At 72.9% G+C, this 17775-nt stretch carries 10 protein-coding genes and 1 riboswitch; of the genes, 5 read left to right on the top strand and 5 right to left on the bottom strand.

Going from position 1 to position 17775, the window contains the following annotated elements:
- Window positions 1-3: 3 nt before the first annotated feature.
- Window positions 4-2985 carry an AAA family ATPase gene (locus ACTWPW_RS18535; RefSeq protein ID WP_443169394.1) on the bottom strand — a complete coding sequence of 994 codons (2982 nt, stop codon included), beginning with the start codon at window positions 2983-2985 and terminating at the stop codon, window positions 4-6.
- Window positions 2986-3218: 233 nt separating this feature from the next.
- On the opposite strand from ACTWPW_RS18535, the gene ACTWPW_RS18530 reads away from it, so the two are divergent.
- From ACTWPW_RS18530 to ACTWPW_RS18520, 3 genes are all read left to right on the top strand, one after another.
- Window positions 3219-6938 carry a S8 family serine peptidase gene (locus ACTWPW_RS18530; RefSeq protein ID WP_443169393.1) on the top strand — a complete coding sequence of 1240 codons (3720 nt, stop codon included), beginning with the start codon at window positions 3219-3221 and terminating at the stop codon, window positions 6936-6938.
- A gap of 124 nt (window positions 6939-7062) precedes the next feature.
- Complete coding sequence (locus ACTWPW_RS18525) at window positions 7063-7404, top strand: hypothetical protein (protein ID WP_364119947.1); 342 nt, start codon at window positions 7063-7065, stop codon at window positions 7402-7404.
- 3 nt (window positions 7405-7407) lie between these two features.
- Complete coding sequence (locus ACTWPW_RS18520; protein WP_375116920.1) at window positions 7408-9522, top strand: carbon starvation CstA family protein; 2115 nt, start codon at window positions 7408-7410, stop codon at window positions 9520-9522.
- Between the two features lie 3 nt (window positions 9523-9525).
- Here the strand turns inward: ACTWPW_RS18520 and ACTWPW_RS18515 are convergent, their stop codons facing one another.
- The 3 genes from ACTWPW_RS18515 to ACTWPW_RS18505 all read right to left on the bottom strand — a co-directional run bounded on the left by ACTWPW_RS18515 (window position 9526) and on the right by ACTWPW_RS18505 (window position 11835).
- Window positions 9526-10194 carry a TenA family protein gene (locus ACTWPW_RS18515; protein WP_443169392.1) on the bottom strand — a complete coding sequence of 223 codons (669 nt, stop codon included), beginning with the start codon at window positions 10192-10194 and terminating at the stop codon, window positions 9526-9528.
- Window positions 10195-10272: 78 nt separating this feature from the next.
- Window positions 10273-11076 (bottom strand): bifunctional hydroxymethylpyrimidine kinase/phosphomethylpyrimidine kinase, encoded by an 804-nt coding sequence (gene thiD / locus ACTWPW_RS18510; protein ID WP_443169391.1) that lies wholly within the window; start codon window positions 11074-11076, stop codon window positions 10273-10275.
- A riboswitch (TPP riboswitch) is annotated at window positions 11070-11165 on the bottom strand. Its footprint overlaps the gene before it by 7 nt.
- Before the next feature lie 16 nt (window positions 11166-11181).
- Window positions 11182-11835 (bottom strand): histidine phosphatase family protein, encoded by a 654-nt coding sequence (locus ACTWPW_RS18505; protein ID WP_443169390.1) that lies wholly within the window; start codon window positions 11833-11835, stop codon window positions 11182-11184.
- Window positions 11836-11895: 60 nt separating this feature from the next.
- On the opposite strand from ACTWPW_RS18505, the gene ACTWPW_RS18500 reads away from it, so the two are divergent.
- Entirely contained in the window at window positions 11896-12843 is a 948-nt protein-coding gene (locus ACTWPW_RS18500; RefSeq protein ID WP_375116924.1) for a DNA polymerase domain-containing protein, read from the top strand.
- 119 nt (window positions 12844-12962) lie between these two features.
- A complete protein-coding gene (locus ACTWPW_RS18495) occupies window positions 12963-14465 on the top strand; it encodes a M28 family metallopeptidase (RefSeq protein WP_443169389.1) in 1503 nt (500 codons plus the stop codon).
- A 51-nt stretch (window positions 14466-14516) separates the two neighbouring features.
- Here the strand turns inward: ACTWPW_RS18495 and ACTWPW_RS18490 are convergent, their stop codons facing one another.
- On the bottom strand, window positions 14517-17528 hold the full coding sequence (locus ACTWPW_RS18490) for an RHS repeat-associated core domain-containing protein (RefSeq protein ID WP_443169388.1): 3012 nt from the start codon (window positions 17526-17528) through the stop codon (window positions 14517-14519).
- Window positions 17529-17775 lie beyond the last annotated feature (247 nt).

The following is a 17775-nucleotide window of genomic DNA, read 5'->3' as shown; positions in this document are numbered from 1 at the left end:
GGGCTAGCCTCCCGGGTAGGTCCGCAGTTCCTTGCGGGAGGGCAGGCCGAGCTTGCGCAGCACGTTCGCGACGTGGCTCTCCACCGTGCGCCTGGACAGGAACAGCGCGTCCGCGATCTCCTGGTTCGTCTTCCCCGCCGCCGCCAGCAGCGCCACCTCGCGCTCCCGCGACGACAGCGTCTGCCCGTGGGACGGGCGGCCGCCCCGCCAGGGGTACGGGATGGGCACGCCGTTCTGCCGCATGACCCGGGAGACCCGAGCGATGTCGCGATCCGCCCCCATCGCCCCGTACGCACGCAACGCCGCCTCCAGCAGCACCCCGCCCCCGTCCGCCCCGTCATCGGGTGTGTCGCGCTCGCAGCGCCACCGGCCCAGGCGCTCGCAGGTCAGGGCCTCCTCGTAACGCAGTCCGGCCGCTCGGAGCACCGCACGGGCCTGGTCGAGCAGCCGGTCGGCGCGTTCGGGCTCCGCCGCGCGCGCCAGGACGGCCTGGGCGGTCAGCAGGGCGGCCTGCGCGATCGGCGCGTCGGCCCCCTCGATCCCGGCCCGCAGCTCCTCCACCAGCCCCGCCGCCGCGCCCAGCCCTCGCACCGCCCCGCCGCCATCCATTGCGTCCAGGGAATCCAGCGCGTCCAGGGCGTCCACCAGGCACAGGACGCTCTCGGCGCCCCACACCCAGTTGCCCTTGGCACGGGCCAGGGCGAGGGCGGCGGTGGCCTGTTCGGCGGCGCCCGCGGCGTCGTCCAGGGTCAGCAGCAGCCGCGAGAGCGTCATCCGCGCCGGGATGAGCGGCCACACCGCCCCCACCCGCTCCGCGATCGCGATCACCTCGCGCAGGCACTCCGTGGCCTGGTCGGCCGGGCCGGTGGCGGCCAGCAGGGCCCCGAGCAGCAGGCGCGAGTCCAGGGACGCGGCGGCGAACGTGGCCGCCGCCCCGCCCAGGCTCCGCAGGCGGGCCTCGATCCCGTCCCACCGCCCGGCCGCGTGGTCCACGGCGGCCGTCACCAGGGCGACGACCTCCGTCACCCGCAGGTACTCGGCCTGGCCGGCCACGCGGCGGCCCTCGGCCAGCAGTGCTGTGGCGCGGTCGAGCCGGCCGATGTGCAGGGCGCCCTGGGCCCAGTTGAGGCAGGCGCGGGCGTGCTCCCTGGGCGTGGCGCGCAGCCGGTCGTCGGCCAGCAGGTCGTCGATGAGCCGCCAGCTCGCCGGGTCGCCCTGCTCCAGCAGGAGGGAGGCGCGCGCGATGCGTACGGAGATGGCGACGTCGGGGTCGCCGCTGCGGCGGGCGGCCGCGTCCGCCTGGTCGCAGCGCGCGGCGTGCTCGCCGACGTGCCGGTCCACGACGGTCTCGGGCGCGGCCAGCACGGCCAGCGCGCGGCCCAGGAGGTCGGGCCGGTCGCCGAGGTCGTCGACGGCGCGCTCGATCTGGAGGTAGCCGGCGCGCGCCTCGCCGTGCTGGCGCAGCAGGCGGCCGAGCGCGAAGCGCAGCTCGCCGCGCAGGTGGGCGGGCAGCGGCTCGGTGGCCAGCAGGCGCTCGAGTATCGGTACGGCCTCCGCGTGCGCCAGCCCGTCCACCGCCACCCGGCCGAGCTTGACGGCCAGCCGCACGCGTACCTCGCTGGACAGCTCACCGGCCTGCCCGGAAGGCGAGCCGGTCGGCCCGGACACGGCGGCGGCCGCGCCGGACGGCTCGCCGATCTCCAGTGCCTGGAGCAGGAACCGGGCCGCGGTGGCGTCGTTGCCGTGGGAGAGGGCCGTGTCGGCGGCGGCCTCGGCGTTGCCCACGAAGTCCGCGGTCCGCCCGGCATGCCGGAAGTGGTGAGCGAGCCGGGCGACCGGCCGGGGCCCGGCGCCGGACTCCAGGGCCCGGGCGGTCCTGAGGTGCAGCCAGCGCCGCCCGGACACGGCCACGGACTCGTACACGATCTGCCGCGCCAGCGCGTGCCGGAACCGGCAGCGGCCGTCCTCCTCGTGCAGCAGCCCGACCGCCTGCGCCCGGGCCAGCGCCCTGGCCACCTCGGGCGGGCTGCGGTCGCTGACCTCGGCCAGGACCCGGTCGTCGGGGGTCATGCCGATGACGGCCGCGGCCCCGAGGATCTCCTGTGCCGCGTCGTCGAGCGTGGACAGGCGCTGCAGCACCACGTCCCGCAGCACGGTCGGCACGGCCAGGCCGGCCAGCACGTCGGGGCGGGCGGGGATCTCGTTCGCGGGCAGCCGCTCCAGCAGCGTGCGGAGCACCTCCTCCACGACGAAGGGGATGCCGCCGGTCTTCTCGTAGAGGGGCTCGGTGAACGTGCGGGGGAGCCCGGCCTTGAGGATGCTCCCCGCGAGCGCCTCCACCTCCGGCAGGTTCAGCGGGGTCAGGCCGACCGTGCGCGCGGGGCCCGAGGGAGACCGGGCGAACGCCTCGCGGATGGGGAGCAGGCCGGCCTCGGTGCGTACGGTGAGGATCACCGTCACGTCGCGCGGCAGGTGGGCGGCGAGGAAGGCGAGGAAATCGTGGGTGCCGCCGTCGGCCCAGTGCACGTCCTCCAGCACGAGCACCAGCGGGCTCAGGTGCTCCAGCAGGGCGACCGCCGCCCGGAACACCCGGTGCCGCTCCGCCCGCTGGTCGGGCAGCGGGGGCAGCGGCGGGGGCAGGTGCTCGGCGATCTCCGGCAGCAGCGGCGCCAGCGCCCCCACCACGGGGTTGGGCGGCCGGGAGCGGGCCAGCTCGTCCCCGGCCAGGCGGAAGGCGTCGAGCAGGGGTGACAGCGGCAGCGGCTCCTGGAGCTGCTCGCACTGCCCCACGAGCCGGCGCGTCCCGGCCAGGTCGGGCGCCGCGAACAGCTCGGCGACCAGGCGGCTCTTGCCGATGCCCGCCTCGCCCTCGACCAGGGCTAGCGAGGGCGGGGAGGCGATGACCGAGCGCAGGAGCGCCAGCTCGGACCGGCGGCCGATGAGCACGTCGGACAGCGAGCCCGAGGGGGCCGGTCCCAGGGGCATGCGGCCAACCCCCTACCTGCGCTAATGGCGATATACCAGCGCAAACAGGCTACCGGATCTTCAACTCCCGTTAAGTGCCGCCCAAAAATCCGTATACGGTACGGATGCCTCCGCCACCCGCCCCTCAATAGCGTCGGCGATCGTCCGCGTGACGCGCGGTGACGCATGAAGGGGCGACGATGCATCTGTCCACATCCCCTGGATTTCCCAGACGATTGGCGACGACCGCGGCAGTGACCGCGCTGACGATGGCCGGGCTCGCCTGGCCCGGTTCGGCCCCCGCGATGGCGGGCTCGGAGGAGCAGAAGACCTACATCGTGCGGATGGCCGCCGACCCCGTCGCGACGTACGAGGGCGACGTGGCCGGCCTGTCCAAGACCAAGCCCGCCGAGGGCGAGAAGATCGAGCCTCGCTCCGCCGAGGTGACCGAGTACGTCGACCACCTGAAGGGCCGGCACGACGCCGCGCTGAAGAAGGTCGGCGGCAGGAAGCTCTACGAGTACGTCTACTCCTACGGCGGTTTCGCCGCCCGCATGACCGCCTCCCAGGCGGCGCAGCTGCGGGCGTTACCCGACGTCCTGACCGTGACCGAGGACCGGAAGGTCTCGGTGGCCACCTCCTCGACGCCGTCGTTCCTGGGCCTGGACGCCCGCGGCGGCCTGTGGGACCAGCTCGGCGGCCCCACCGGCGGCAGGAAGGGCAAGGGCGCCGGCGACGGCCTGGTCATCGGCGTGATCGACAGCGGTATCTGGGCAAGCAGCCAGAGCTTCGCCAACCCGGACGCGAGCGGCAAGGCGTATGAGCCGGTGCGCGGGTTCAACGGCACCTGCACGACCGGCAGCCCGGACGAGTCCTGGGACGCGGCGCTGTGCAACGGCAAGATCGTCGCGGCCAGGCACTTCGACGCCGGCTGGGGCGGCGACGCGGCGCTCAAGGAGCAGCTCCCGTGGGAGTTCGCCTCGCCGCGCGACTACAACGGGCACGGCACGCACACCGCCTCCACGGCGGCCGGCAACCATGACGTGGCCGTGACCGGCCCGGCCGCGGCGTTCGGCAAGATCAGCGGCATCGCGCCGCGGGCCAGGATCGCCGCGTACAAGGCGCTGTGGTCCACCCAGGACGCCGCCACGGCCAACGGCTACTACTCCGACCTGGTCGCCGCCATCGACCAGGCGGTGGCCGACGGCGTGGACGTGATCAACTACTCGGTCTCGGGCACCAGCACCGACTTCCTCGACCCGGCCGAGGTGGCCTTCCTGGCCGCCGCGGAGGCGGGCGTCTTCGTCGCCGCCGCGGGCGGCAACAGCGGCCCGGCCGCGAGCACCGTGGCGCACCCGTCCCCCTGGGTGACCACGGTCGCGGCCGGGACGCACAACCGCGGCACGCAGGGCTCGGTGACGCTCGGCAACGGGGCCGCGTACACCGGCGCCTCGCTGGCCGCCACGAAGGCGGGCCCGGCGCCGCTCATCGACGCCGCGGCGGCGGGGCTGCCCGGCGCCGACGCCACGCGCGTGGCGCAGTGCTGGGCCGCCAGGGACAACGGCGGCACGGCGGTGCTCGACCCGGCCAAGGTCAAGGGCAGGATCGTGATCTGCGACCGTGGCGTGACGCCGCGGGTCAACAAGAGCGTCGCGGTCGCCGAGGCCGGCGGTGCGGGCGTGATCCTCACCAACACCGACGACAACTCGCTCAACTCCGACCTGCACACCATCCCCACCGTGCACCTGTCCGACAAGGACCGGCAGGCGGTCAAGGACTACGCCGCCACGGACGGCGCGACGGCGACGGTCGAGCAGGCGAAGATCACCAGCGACGCCCCCGCTCCGTACGTCGCCGCCTTCTCCTCCCGGGGCCCGCTCAGCGCCGGCGGCGGCGACCTGCTCAAGCCCGACCTGACCGCCCCCGGCCAGGACATCCTGGCCGCCTACGCGCCTCCGGGCGCGAACGGGCTGGAGTTCAACGTCTCCAGCGGCACCTCCATGGCCGCCCCGCACGTCGCCGGGCTCGCCGCGCTGCTGAAGGACCTGAACCCGCGCTGGTCGCCGATGGCGATCAAGTCCGCGCTGATGACCACCGGCTCCGACGTCAAGGACGGCCCCTCCACCGACCCGACGGTGATCTTCGGCCAGGGGGCCGGCCACGTCACCCCGAACGGCGCCGCCGACCCCGGCCTGGTCTACGACAGCGGCATCAAGGACTGGCTGGCCTTCCTCTGCGGCACGACCAAGGCCGTCGAGCCCAAGGCCTGCGACGACCTGTCCGGGAAGGGCTACTCGTTCGACGCGAGTGACCTGAACGTGCCGTCGATCGCGATCGGCAGGCTGCCGGGCACGCAGACCGTCACCCGCGAGGTGACCAACGTCGGCCGCTCGACCGCGACGTACACCGCCTCCGTCACCGGCCTGGACGGGGTCACCGCCAAGGTCTCCCCGAGCCGGCTCACCCTGAAGGCGGGGCAGACCAGGTCGTTCACGGTGACGTTCACCCGGACCACGGCCCCGATGAACGCGTACGTGGGCGGGCAGCTCACCTGGAAGGAGCGCCGGCACGCCGTACGCGTCCCCGTCCTCGTGCGGCCGGTGCCCGAGAAGTGGGCGGCCACGTACGGCGTCACGGGCGGGAACGACTCCGCCGAGTTCATCGTCACCGACCCCGGCGGCAAGCGCGTCTACGTGACCGGCGCGAGCTACGGGTCCAGCCCCGGCCTGCTCACCCCGAGCATCGCCACCGTCGCCTACGACGCGGCCACCGGCGCCGAGCTGTGGAGCAAGACCTACGCCGGCCCGGCGGGCGACTTCGACGAGCCGCACGGCCTGGAGGTGAGCCCCGACGGGAGCAAGGTCTTCGTGGTCGGCATCAGCGCCGGCAAGGAGACCGGCAACGACGCCGTCACGCTCGTCTACGACGCCGCCACGGGCGAGCAGCTCTGGGCGGCCCGCCACACCGGCCCCGGCGCGGGCACGGAGTTCGGCAACGCGCTGGCTCTCTCGCCGGACGGCAGGACGGCGTACGTCACCGGCATGACCACGCGGGCCGAGGCGGGCGACGAGTCCTACTTCACGGTCGCCTACGACACCGCCGACGGGAAGCAGAAGTGGCTGGCCCACTACGACGGTCCTGGCTCGGGCACCGACGACGCCCGGGTGATCAAGGTGACCCCGGACGGGACCAGGCTCTTCGTCAGCGGCCAGAGCCAGGGTGAGGCCGGCACCGGCCTGTCCGACTGGGGCACGGTCGCCTACGACGCCGCCACCGGCGCCCAGCTGTGGACGGCCCGGCACAACGGGCCGGAGAACGGGATCGACATCCCCTCGGCCATGGTGGTCGCCGGCGACGGGAAGACGGTCTTCCTCAGCGGCAACAGCAACACGCCGGACACGCAGAGCGACCTGATGACCATCGCGTACGACACCGCCACGGGGAAGGAGACGTGGGCCGACCGCTACGACGGCCCGGCGCACAAGAGCGACGTCCCGCACGACATGACGCTCGCGCCCGGCGGCGGCAAGCTCTACGTCACCGGCAACACCGAGGGCGAGGGCACGGGGTCGGACTTCACCACGATCGCCTACGACCCGGCCACCGGGCAGCGGTCCTGGGTGCAGCGCCATGACGGGCAGGCCAAGGGCGAGGACTACGCCTGGAGCGTCAGGGTGACGCCGGACGGCGGCAAGGTGGTCATCGCCGGGCAGAGCGCGGACGACGCGGCGAAGGGCACGGACTACGTGACCATCGCGTACGACGCCGCGACCGGCGAGCCGATCTGGACCGGCCGCTACGACGGCGCGGTCGGAGCCGGCGACAACGCGCACGCGCTCGCCCTCGACACGAGCGGCGAGGCCGGGGTCCGGATCTTCGTGACCGGATCCAGCGCGACCGGCGGCGCCCCGCCCGACGCGCTGGAGGTCGACTTCGCCACGGTGGCCTACTTCGAGCCGTGGAAGCAGCCCTGACCGTCCGTTGACGAAACGCGGCGCCCCCGGTCCCGGTGGACCGGGGGCGCCCGCGTTTTGGAAAGGAAACCTTTGGGTAAGGCCGGGGTTAATTTCTGAGCTACCTGGGTTTCAGGAGCCACAGATGTCCCGTATCACGCTCACGCCTGCCGCTCGTGAAGCACTGCGCGACGAAGAAGTGATCTTCTTCGACTGGCATGTGACCGGCCTGTGCTGCGCGGACGCGGGGGAGTTCTCGGTAAGGCCGCTGCGCCGGTCCCGCCTGCCCCGTCGCGCCCGCCGCCTCGGAGCGACCGATCTGGTGTACGCCCATCCGACCGCCTGGGTGCATCTCGCCGAGCTTCCCGTCACGATCGACTGCCGCCCGCTGTGGCGCTGGCGGCGCTTCACCACCGATCTGCCGCCGGACGCCGGACTGCGCTGCTGCCTGGGGCGCCCTATATATGGCCCGATATATGGGAGGTAACCGGTGAAGCTGCGTTCCATCATCATCTGGACGGCGGTGGCCATCGTCGGCGCCGTGGGGTGGGGGGTGCTCGCCCTGTCCAGGGGCGAGAACGTCAACGCGGTGTGGCTCCTGTGCGCCGCGCTCGGCTCGTACGCCATCGCCTACCGGTTCTATGCCCGCTTCATCGTGCGCAAGGTGCTGCGCGCCGACGACCGCAGGGCCACCCCGGCCGAGCGGCTCGACAACGGCATCGACTACCAGCCGACCGACCGGCGGATCCTGTTCGGTCACCACTTCGCCGCCATCGCCGGGGCCGGCCCGCTGGTCGGTCCGGTGCTGGCGGCACAGATGGGCTACCTGCCCGGCACCATCTGGATCATCGCGGGAGTGATCTTCGCCGGGGCCGTGCAGGACATGGTGATCCTGTTCTTCTCCATGCGCCGCAACGGCCGCAGCCTCGGGCAGATGGCCCGCGACGAGATCGGGCCGTTCGGCGGGGCGGCGGCGCTCATCGCGGTCTTCGCCATCATGATCATCCTGCTGGCCGTGCTGGCGCTGGTGGTGGTCAACGCCCTGGCGCAGTCGCCGTGGGGCGTCTTCTCCATCGCCATGACCATCCCGATCGCCCTGTTCATGGGCTTCTACCTGCGGGTGATCCGGCCGGGCCAGGTCGTCGAGACCACGGTGATCGGGGTCGCGCTGCTGATCCTGGCGATCGTGGCCGGCGGGTGGGTGCAGGACTCGAGCTGGGCGCCGTTCTTCACGCTGAGCCCGTCGGCGCTGGCGCTGTGGCTGATCGCGTACGGGTTCGTCGCCGCCGTGCTGCCCGTCTGGATGCTGCTCGCGCCGCGCGACTACCTCTCCACCTTCATGAAGATCGGCACCATCGTGCTGATCGCCATCGGCATCGCCGTCACCGCGCCTCCGCTGCAGACCACCGCGTTCACCGACTTCGCGTTCAACGGCAAGGGGCCGGTGTTCGCCGGGTCGCTGTTCCCGTTCGTGTTCATCATCATCGCCTGCGGGGCGCTGTCGGGGTTCCACTCGCTGATCTCGTCGGGCACCACGCCGAAGATGATCCAGAAAGAGACCCAGGTCCGGATGATCGGCTACGGCTCCATGCTCATGGAGTCGTTCGTGGCCATCATGGCCATCACGGCGGCCTGCGTGCTGACCCCCGGGCTCTACTTCGCGATGAACTCCCCGGCGGGCGTCGTCGGGGCCACCGTGCAGACCGCCGCCGAGGCGGTCACCAACATGGGCTTCGTCATAACGCCCGAGGAGTTGCAGGCGGCCGCGGCGGCCGTGCAGGAGGAGACGCTGATCGCCCGGACGGGCGGCGCGCCCACGCTGGCGGTGGGCATCTCGCAGATCTTCTCCGGGTTCCTCGGGGGAGCGGGGCTGCAGGCGTTCTGGTACCACTTCGCGATCATGTTCGAGGCGCTGTTCATCCTCACCACCGTCGACGCCGGGACGCGGGTGGGGCGGTTCATGCTCCAGGACACGCTGGGCAACCTGTGGAAGCCGATCGCACGGGTGAGCTGGTGGCCGGGGCTGGTCGCCTCCAGCGCCGTGGTCGTGGCGGCCTGGGGATATTTCCTCTACCAGGGCGTCAACGACCCGCTCGGCGGCATCAACCAGCTCTTCCCGCTGTTCGGCATCGCCAACCAGCTCCTGGCGGCCGTCGCGCTCACTGTGGCCACCACGCTGCTGATCAAGAGTGGCCGGCTCAAGTGGGCCTGGGTGACGGGGGTGCCCCTGGCCTGGGACGTGGCGGTCACGCTGACCGCCAGCTACCAGAAGGTGTTCTCGACCGACCCCACGCTCGGCTTCTTCGCCCAGCGTGACCGCTATCAGACGGCGCTCGACCAGGGACAGCTCCTCGCGCCCGCCAAGACGACCGGCGCGATGCAGCAGATCGTGATCAACTCCACCGTCGACGGCGTCCTGGCGGCGCTGTTCGCCATCCTGATCATCGTGGTGATCCTCGACGCGGCCCGCGTGTGGATCAAGGCGATCAGGACGCGGGAGCCGCTGCCGGACACGGAGGCGCCGTTCGAGGAGTCCAAGATCCTCGCCCCGGCCGGGCTCATCGCCACCCGCGAGGAGAAGGAGATGATGGCCAAGGCGCCGTGATGGTCAGGGCGCGAGCCACCGCTCCGTCGGCCAGGTCTCGCGCCGCCAGGCGCTGTCCCAGAACATCCACTCGTACGCCGCCGCCCGGCCGTAGGCCTCTCCCATGGCCTCGCGGGTGGCCGGGTCGGCGGCGGCGGCGAGCCGGTCGGCGATGCCCTTGGCCTGCTCGACGGAGGCCGCGAAGGCCGGGTCCGCGTAGGTGGAGATCCACTTGACGTACGGGTGCTCCGGGGTGGCGTACTTCAGCAGCGCCGTACCGACGTCCTGGTAGATCCAGAAGCACGGCAGCACCGCCGCCGCGATCACCGGGTAGGGCGCGGTGAGCGCCGTGGCCTGCAGGAACGACGCGTACGCCAGGCACGTCGGCGACATCGCCAGGCCCTTGGCGTCGGCGCCGAGCTCCTCGGCGTAGCCGGCGTGCAGCATGCGCTCGGCGGCCAGCGCGGTGTGCGCGCTCTGGGCCCAGAACGCCGCGTCGGCGGGGTCTGTCGCCCGCACGGACGCCGTGGCCAGCGCCTTGGAGAACGCCTCCAGGTAGCGGGCGTCCTGCACGATGTAGAAGCCGAACCGGTCGGGGTCGAGGGTGCCGTCGCCGAGCGCGACGAGGAAGGGGTGCTCGTGGATGGCGCGCATCAGCTCGGCCGTGCGCTGCCAGATGTCATCGCAGAACATCGCGTCTCCTTGGGAACGGCAATCTGGGGGCGGCAATCTTGGGGGCGCAGGTTTGGGGCGCAGTCTTCGGGAGCGTGCTCACCAGATGGCGTGGAAGTGGTGGACGGGGCCGTGGCCGTGCCCGACGTCGAGCGTGTCGGCCGCGCGCAGCGCCTCCGTCAGGTAGGTCTTCGCCGCCCGCACCGCGCCCGGCCAGTCGTCGTGGCGGGGGCGCAGCGCCGCGATGGCCGAGGACAGCGTGCAGCCGGTGCCGTGGGTGTTGCGGGTGTCCACGCGGGGCGCGGCCAGCTCGATCGCGCCCTCGGGCGTGGCCAGCACGTCCACGCAGGTGTCGCCGTCCAGGTGGCCGCCCTTGAGCAGCACCTGCCGGGCGCCCAGCGCGCGCAGCCGCCGCGCCTGCCCGTGCATCTCGGACAGGCCGCGGGCCGGCTCCTCGCCGAGCAGGTCCGCCGCCTCGGGCAGGTTGGGCGTGATCAGGTCGGCGCGGGGCAGCAGCGTCTCGCGCAGCTCGGCCACGGCGTCGGCCGGCAGCAGCCGGTCGCCGCTCTTGGCCACCATCACGGGGTCGAGCACGACGAAAGGCGGCCGGTACGTGTCCAGTGCCGCCGCCACCGCCTTGATCAGCGGCGCGGTGCCCAGCATGCCGATCTTCACGGCGTCCGCCGGCACGTCGGTCAGCAGCGTGTCGAGCTGGGCGGCGACGAACTCGGCCGGCACCTCGTGGATGCCGGTCACGCCCGTGGTGGTCTGCGCGACCAGCGCCGTGACGACCGTCATGCCGTAGGCGCCGAGCGCGGAGAAGGTCTTCAGATCGCCCTGGATGCCGGCGCCGCCGCTGGGGTCGGTGCCCGCGATGGACAGGACTCTGGGTGCGTCGCTCACCGAGATGACGTCCCTTCGCTAGTGCGAACTAGATCAGGTTCGACGGGTGTGATCTCAGCCCGGGTCTCCGGGCACCCCGCGTCAGTGGCCCACTGTAACAGGCGCTCAGCCGCGCAGCTCCGGGGGGAAGCCGGTCCAGCGCAGCTCCACGGGAAGGTGACCCATGTCGTTGAAGAAGAGCAGCGAGGGCGGCCGGCCGGGGGCGTAGCGGATGGCGGTCAGGGCGGCGTTGGCGTGGTTGAGCCCGAGCCAGCGCCACTCGGGGGCGTCCTGGGCGGCGCGTACCAGCCAGCCGATCAGGAAGTTGTGCGTGACCACGAGCTCGTGGCGGGTCTCGTCCACCGTCTCGTCCACCGTCTCGTCCACCGTCTCGTCCACCGTCGTGTCCACCGTTCCGCCCACTGGGCCGGTGAACAGGTCGAGGGCCTCGCGGGCCAGCTTCGGCTCCGCCCCGGGGAACCGGGCGAGGAAGCCGAGGAAGTGGTCGGCGTACTCGGGGGGCAGCTCCTCCCTGGCCGGCAGGTACGGCACGTAGTCGCCGGCGGCCTCCGACACGCGCAGCGGGACGCCGGGGAGGTGCTCGCCGATCAGGCGGGCGGTCTCGGCGGCCCGGGGGAGCGGCCCGTGGTGGACGGCGGCCAGCGGGACGCCGCGGAGCCGCTCGCCGAGCAGCGCGGCCTGGCGGCGGCCGGCGTCCGTCAGGCCGCTCTCGTCCGGGGTGGCCTCGCTGTGCCGGGTGAGGTAGAGGAGACGCGTCATGGGGATCATTGTGGCCCGCGAATGTTGACCACACGTTCGAGTGTCGGCATCGTAGGGCGGGTGGCCGCTGATGAGACGCGCGACGGGGTCGCCCTGACCAACCTCGACCAGCCGTTGTTCGACGGTGCCGGCGCCACCAAGCGCGACCTGGTCGACTACCTCGACGCGGTCCGCGACCGCATCCTCCCGGTCCTGCGCGACCGCGCGCTCTCGGTCATCCGCGTGCGCCCGGGCCAGGAGCCGTTCGTGCAGAAGAACCTGCCCAAATACGCCCCCGACTGGGTGCGCTCGGTGTCCATGTGGGCGGACGCGTCGCGCCGGCAGGTGACGTACGCGCTGTGCGACGACCGCAGGACGCTGCTGTGGTTCGCGAACCAGCGGGCGGTGGAATACCACCCGGCGCTGTTCGTCGGCGACCACCCCACCCACATGATCCTCGACCTCGACCCGCCGGAGCACGACGACTCCTTCTCGCTGGCCGTGCGCGGCGCCTTCCTCGTCCGCCAGGCCCTCGACGACGCCGGGCTGAGCGGGGCGGTGAAGACCAGCGGGGCGAAGGGCGTGCACGTGTTCGTGCCCGTGGCCGAGGGCACGGCGCCGGACGACCTGGCGGCGGCCACCCGGGCCCTGGCCGCCCGCGCCGAGCGGGTGGACCCGGCGCTGGCCACCACGGCGTTCATCCGCGAGGACCGCGCGGGCAAGGTCTTCCTCGACTCCACGCGCGCGGGCGGCGCCACGGTGGCGGCCGCCTACAGCCCCCGCATCCGGCCGGGCGTGCCCGTCTCCTTCCCCGTGGCCTGGGCCGACCTCGACCGCGTGGCGCCGGCCGACTTCACCATGCGCACCGCGCCCGGGCTGCTGGCCGAGGGTGATCCGTGGGCCGAGCACATGCCCGCGCCGCAGCGGCTGCCGGACGACCTCATCGCCGAGGGGCACACGATCCCGGTCGCCCGCGTACAGGCGATGCACGAGGGCAAGCGGCGTGCCCGCGCCCGCCGCGCGGAGTAAATGTCCGGAATTTGCAGCATTAGTGGGTCTTCTCAGGGGTTCCTGGCCGGGTTACGTTCCGGTGGCGGCGGCTCGGGGGAAATCGCCGCGATCTCCGGTCTGTTCCTGGGGGAACCCCTATGCGAAGAATGCTCATCGTTCTGATCGCCGCACTCTCCTTACCGCTGACGATGGCCGCGCCGGTCAACGCGGGCGGGCTCGACGACGTGTTCGCCAAGCTCCTCGTCAAGCAGGTCAAGGGGGCCAACGCCAAGAAGCACCTCGACGCCCTGCAGGCCATCGGCACCGCCAACGGCGGCAACCGCGCCGCCGGCACGCCCGGCTACGACGCCTCGGTCGACTACGTGGCGGGCAAGCTGCGCAAGGCCGGGTACAAGGTCACGCTCCAGCCGATCAACTTCGTCGAGAGCTGGTCCGAGAACTCCCCGCCGGTGCTCGACCTCACCGCGCCGACATCGAAGTCGTTCGTGCCCAACCAGGACTTCTTCACCTTCCAGCCCTCCCCGGCGGGCGACGTGACCGCGCAGGTCCAGGCCGTGGACGTGACCCTGCCGCCGACCCCGGCGTCCAGCTCGACCAGCGGCTGCGAGGCGTCGGACTTCGCCGGCTTCGTGGCCGGCCGGATCGCTCTCATCCAGCGCGGCACCTGCGCCTTCGCCCAGAAGATCCGCAACGCGGGCTTCGCCGGGGCCTCCGGGATCATCGTGTTCAACGAGGGCCAGCCGGGGCGGACCGACGCGTTCCCGCTGGACATCGGCGAGTGGCGGGCCGGCGTGCCGATGGTGTTCGCCAGCTTCGCCGTGGGCAACGAGCTGGCCACCACCGCCGGGGCGACCGTCCGGCTCAAGGTCGACTCCAACCTCGTGCTCGGCACCAACGACAACGTCATCGCCGAGTCCCGCTTCGGTGACCCGCGCAACGTCGTCATGGTCGGCGCCCACCTCGACAGCGTGCCCGCCGGGCCCGGCATCAACGACAACGGCTCCGGCACGGCGGCGATCCTGGAGGTCGCCGAGGAGATGGCGCTCTACCCGGTCAAGAACAAGGTCCGCTTCGCCTTCTGGGCCGCCGAGGAGATCGGCCTGCTCGGCTCGGACCAGTACGTGGAATCCCTGTCGGAGGCGCAGCGCGACCGGATCAGGGTGTACCTGAACTTCGACATGGTCGCCTCGCCGAACTACGCCTACAAGCTGTACGACGGGGACGACTCGGACAGCGTCGGCTCGCCGGCCGGCCCGCCCGGATCGGCCCAGATCGAGCAGCAGCTCGCGGCCTACTACGACTCGCGTGACCTGGCCACCGTCGGCACCGACTTCGACGGGCGCTCCGACTACGGGCCCTTCATCGCGGTCGGCATCCCGGCCGGTGGCATCTTCACCGGCGCGGAAGGCATCAAGACCGCCGAGGAGGCGGCGCTGTTCGGCGGCACGGCCGGGGTGGCGTACGACGTCTGCTACCACCAGGCGTGCGACACGATCGCCAACGTCAACGCCACGGCGCTCGACGTGGACGCGGACGCGATCGCCGACTCGGTGGCCCGGTTCGCCTTCAACCTGCGCGCCATCCCGCCCCGGCAGGCGCCGCAGGCGGCTGCCGCCCTGTCGGCGGAGGCGGCTGAATGACCTTGTGACGCCCGGCCGGGTGGGAGGTCGTTCCACCCGGCCACGGCGTCTTCACCGGAACTCGGGCGGCTCCAGCGGGGAGGGCGTGGAGCCGAGCGGGTCGGACCAGGTCGTGGCGTTGACCACGTACGCGTGCGGGTCCCACCCGCCCCTCAGCCCGATGGGGTCGGCGGTCGCGTAGCGGCCGGCCTCCGGGTCGTAGTGGCGCAGGAAGTTGTAGTGCAGGCCCGATTCGGCGTCCTCGTACTGGCCGGGGAAGCGCAGCGGGCAGTCGGTCCCCGACGTGATCGCGCCCGGGGAGGCGCCCCAGAGCGTCTGCCGGAGCCGCCAGGCGACGTTCCCCTCGGCGTCCACCAGCTCGGCCGGGGTGCCGATCAGGTCCGTGGCGATGGCGTAGAACCGCTCGTCGGTGCCCTCCTGGGGGATGGCCGTGCGCTCGGTCTGGCCCAGCGGGCGGAAGGAGCCGGGCGCCCAGTCCCAGGCCGTCACGCGGTCCTCGCACGCCTGCTCGGCGAGGGTGAGGCCGTCCCACGCGAAGTCCGTGCGCTGCGCGCCGTCGGCGCGTTCCTTGGCGATGCGGCGGCCCAGCGGGTCGTAGAGGTAGCGCCAGCGGGTCCCGTCCGGGGCGGTGACGGCGGTCAGCCGGTCGTCGGCGTCCCAGGTGTAGTGCCAGGTGCGGGGTTCGGACGACAGGACCCCGCGCTGGCGCAGGATCGTGCGGCCCTGGCGGTCGTACTCGTAGCGGGTGCGGCCCGCCTGGCGGACCATGGTGCCGGTGTACGCGCGCGGGCCCCGGGCGTCCGCCGGCTCGGGCCAGTGGGCGTCGGTGATCTGGCCCGAGACGTTGTAGGTGTAGCGCTCCGACCAGCCCGTCCCGTGGACGGCGGTGACCCGGCCGACCGGGTCCAGGTCGAAGCGGCGGCGGCCGCCGAGCAGGTCGTCGATCTCGGTGAGCCGGCCGTCCCTGCGGTAGCCGTACGTGCGGCGCTGGACCACCCGGTGGGCCGGGCCCCTGGCCAGGGTCTGGGCCTGGAGGTGGGAGTCGTCGTCCCAGACGTGGGTCAGGGAGACGTCGGTGCCGAAATCACGGGATATTTCGCGTCTTGCCGGGTCGTGGGTGAAGCGGAGGGTGTGGCCGGCCGTCCGGAGGGTCAGGGGGAGGTCGCGGGCGTCGTACGTCCAGGTGGTCTCGGCCCCTGACGGGGTGCGGCGCAGCACCCTGCGGCCCAGGGCGTCGTACTCGGAGGTCACGGTGCGGCCGTTGCAGGTCTCGGCGACGACGCGGCCGTGGGCGTCGCGGGCGATGGTGAGGTCGGCGTCCGGGTTCGCCGCGTGGGTCAGGCGGCCCAGCGCGTCATGGCGGAACGTGGTGAGCCGGTCGCCCGCCCGCCGGCCGATGAGCCGGTCCAGGACGTCGTAGACGTAGCTGGTGCACTGCCCGGCGCCGTTGACGCGCGCCGTGAGCTTGCCCGCGGGGTTGTAGACGTAGGTCAGGAGGCGGCGGTTGAAGTCGGTCTCCTCGGTGAGGTTGCCCGCGGGGTCGTAGGCGTAGTGCCAGGTCAGGCCCTGGGGGTTGGTGACCGTGGCGAGGCGGAGCTCGCTGTCGTGGCCGAACTCGAGGCGGGCGCCGTCCGGCGTCGTGCGGGCGGCGGGCGCGCCGAAGGGGCCGAGCTCGACGCGCGTGGACTCGCCCATGGCGTCGACGTGCTCGACCAGGTTGTTCTCCGCGTCGTAGCGCCGGCTTTCGGTGGCGCCGCCGGGCGTGCTGCGGGTGGCGAGCAGCCCCTCGACCGTCCAGGTGAAGCGGGTGGTGTGGCCCAGCGGGTCGGTGACGGCCGTGACGCGGCCGAAGGCGTCGCGCTCGAAGCGCGTGGTGGCCCCCAGCGGGTCGGTGACCGCGACGGGCAGCCCGGCGGGATCCGATTCGATCGTGCGGGTGTGGCCGAGGGCGTTGGTGATCGCGATCAGGTGCCCCCGGTCGTCGTAGGCGCGGGTGCCGCCCGGGCCGGCGACGAGGTTGCCGCGCTCGTCGCGGCTCAGGGACGTGGTGGTGCCGTCGTAGTCGGTGACGGCGACCGGCAGGTGCCGGGCGTCGCGGGTGTAGCGGCGGGTGGCGCCGTCGGGCCTGGTGATCGACAGCAGGGCGCCGGCGTCGTCGTAGGCGTAGCGGGTCGTACGGCCCAGCGGGTCGGTACGCGCGAGCAGCCGGTCGTGGCGGTCCCAGCGGTAGCGGGTGGTGTGGCCGAGCGGGTCGGTCTCACTGGTCACCTGGAGCAGCTCGTTGTAGTGGTAGGTCGTGAGGTGCCCGAGGGAGTCGCGGGCCCGGGTGACGCCGTCGCCGTAGGAGAGCTCAATGTTGAACACGCCCGCCGCGCCCGTGCCGTAGACGCAGCGGCCCTCCAGGTCGTACGTGTAGGCGTACCAGGTGCCGATCCGGTCGTGCCAGCGGGTCAGCCGGCCGTCCTCGTCGTAGGTGAAGCGCAGCGGCAGGCCGGAGGAGTTGGTCACCCCGGTCAGGTCGCCGTCCTCGTCGTAGGCGTAGGAGACGAGCCGCTGGCCCGCGCCGCGCAGCCGGACCTCCACCACGCGGCCGTGGTGGGTCTCGATGTCGAGCCGGTAGCCGCCGGAGTGGGTCACCTCGGCGGGCAGGCCGTCGGTGTAGCGGACGTCGACGCGGTTGCCGTTGCGGTCGGTGATCGCCGCGATCGGCAGCACGCCCGGCTCGGTGGTCGCGGCGAAGTGGGTGGTGCGGCCGGTGAGCGGGTCGGTGACCGCGTACCCGGGCCCGGCGGCGCGCAGGGCCAGCCGGGGGCCGGCCTCCGGGTACGCCGCGTGGCCCGCCTCCGGGTGGGGGAAGGCGAGCAGGGCGCCGGTCTCGGTGGCCAGCCACAGCCCGTCGGCGTCCACCTCCAGGCGCTGGTCCAGGGTGGAGGCCCAGGACCGGCCGAACCAGCGCCCGGTGCGATGGCTGGACAGGTGGACGCGGCCCAGCCGGAGGGGCAGCACGCCGGGCAGCTCGACGTCGGTCTGGGCCAGCAGGACGACGCCGGTCGGGAAGTGCACCGGCTCGCGGCCGAAGAACCGGCGGCCGCGCTGCCAGGCCGTGCTCGCCGCAGTGCTCGCCGCAGTGCTCGCCGCAGTGCTCGCTGCTGTGCTCGCCGCAGTGCTCGCTGCTGTGCTCGCTGCTGTGCTCGCCGCAGTGCTCGCTGCTGTGCTCGCTGCTGTGCCTGCCGCCGTACTCGCCGCTGTGCTCACCGCCGTATGGGCACGTGCCGCCTCGGCCTTCGACGGTCCGAGGGCTTCCCATCCG

Origin of the sequence: Nonomuraea sp. KM90, from assembly GCF_052246675.1 — a bacterium.
Classification (GTDB): Bacteria; Actinomycetota; Actinomycetes; order Streptosporangiales; family Streptosporangiaceae; genus Nonomuraea.
Note: the sequence above shows the minus strand (reverse complement) of the source record. Positions and strands in the feature narration are given on the sequence as shown.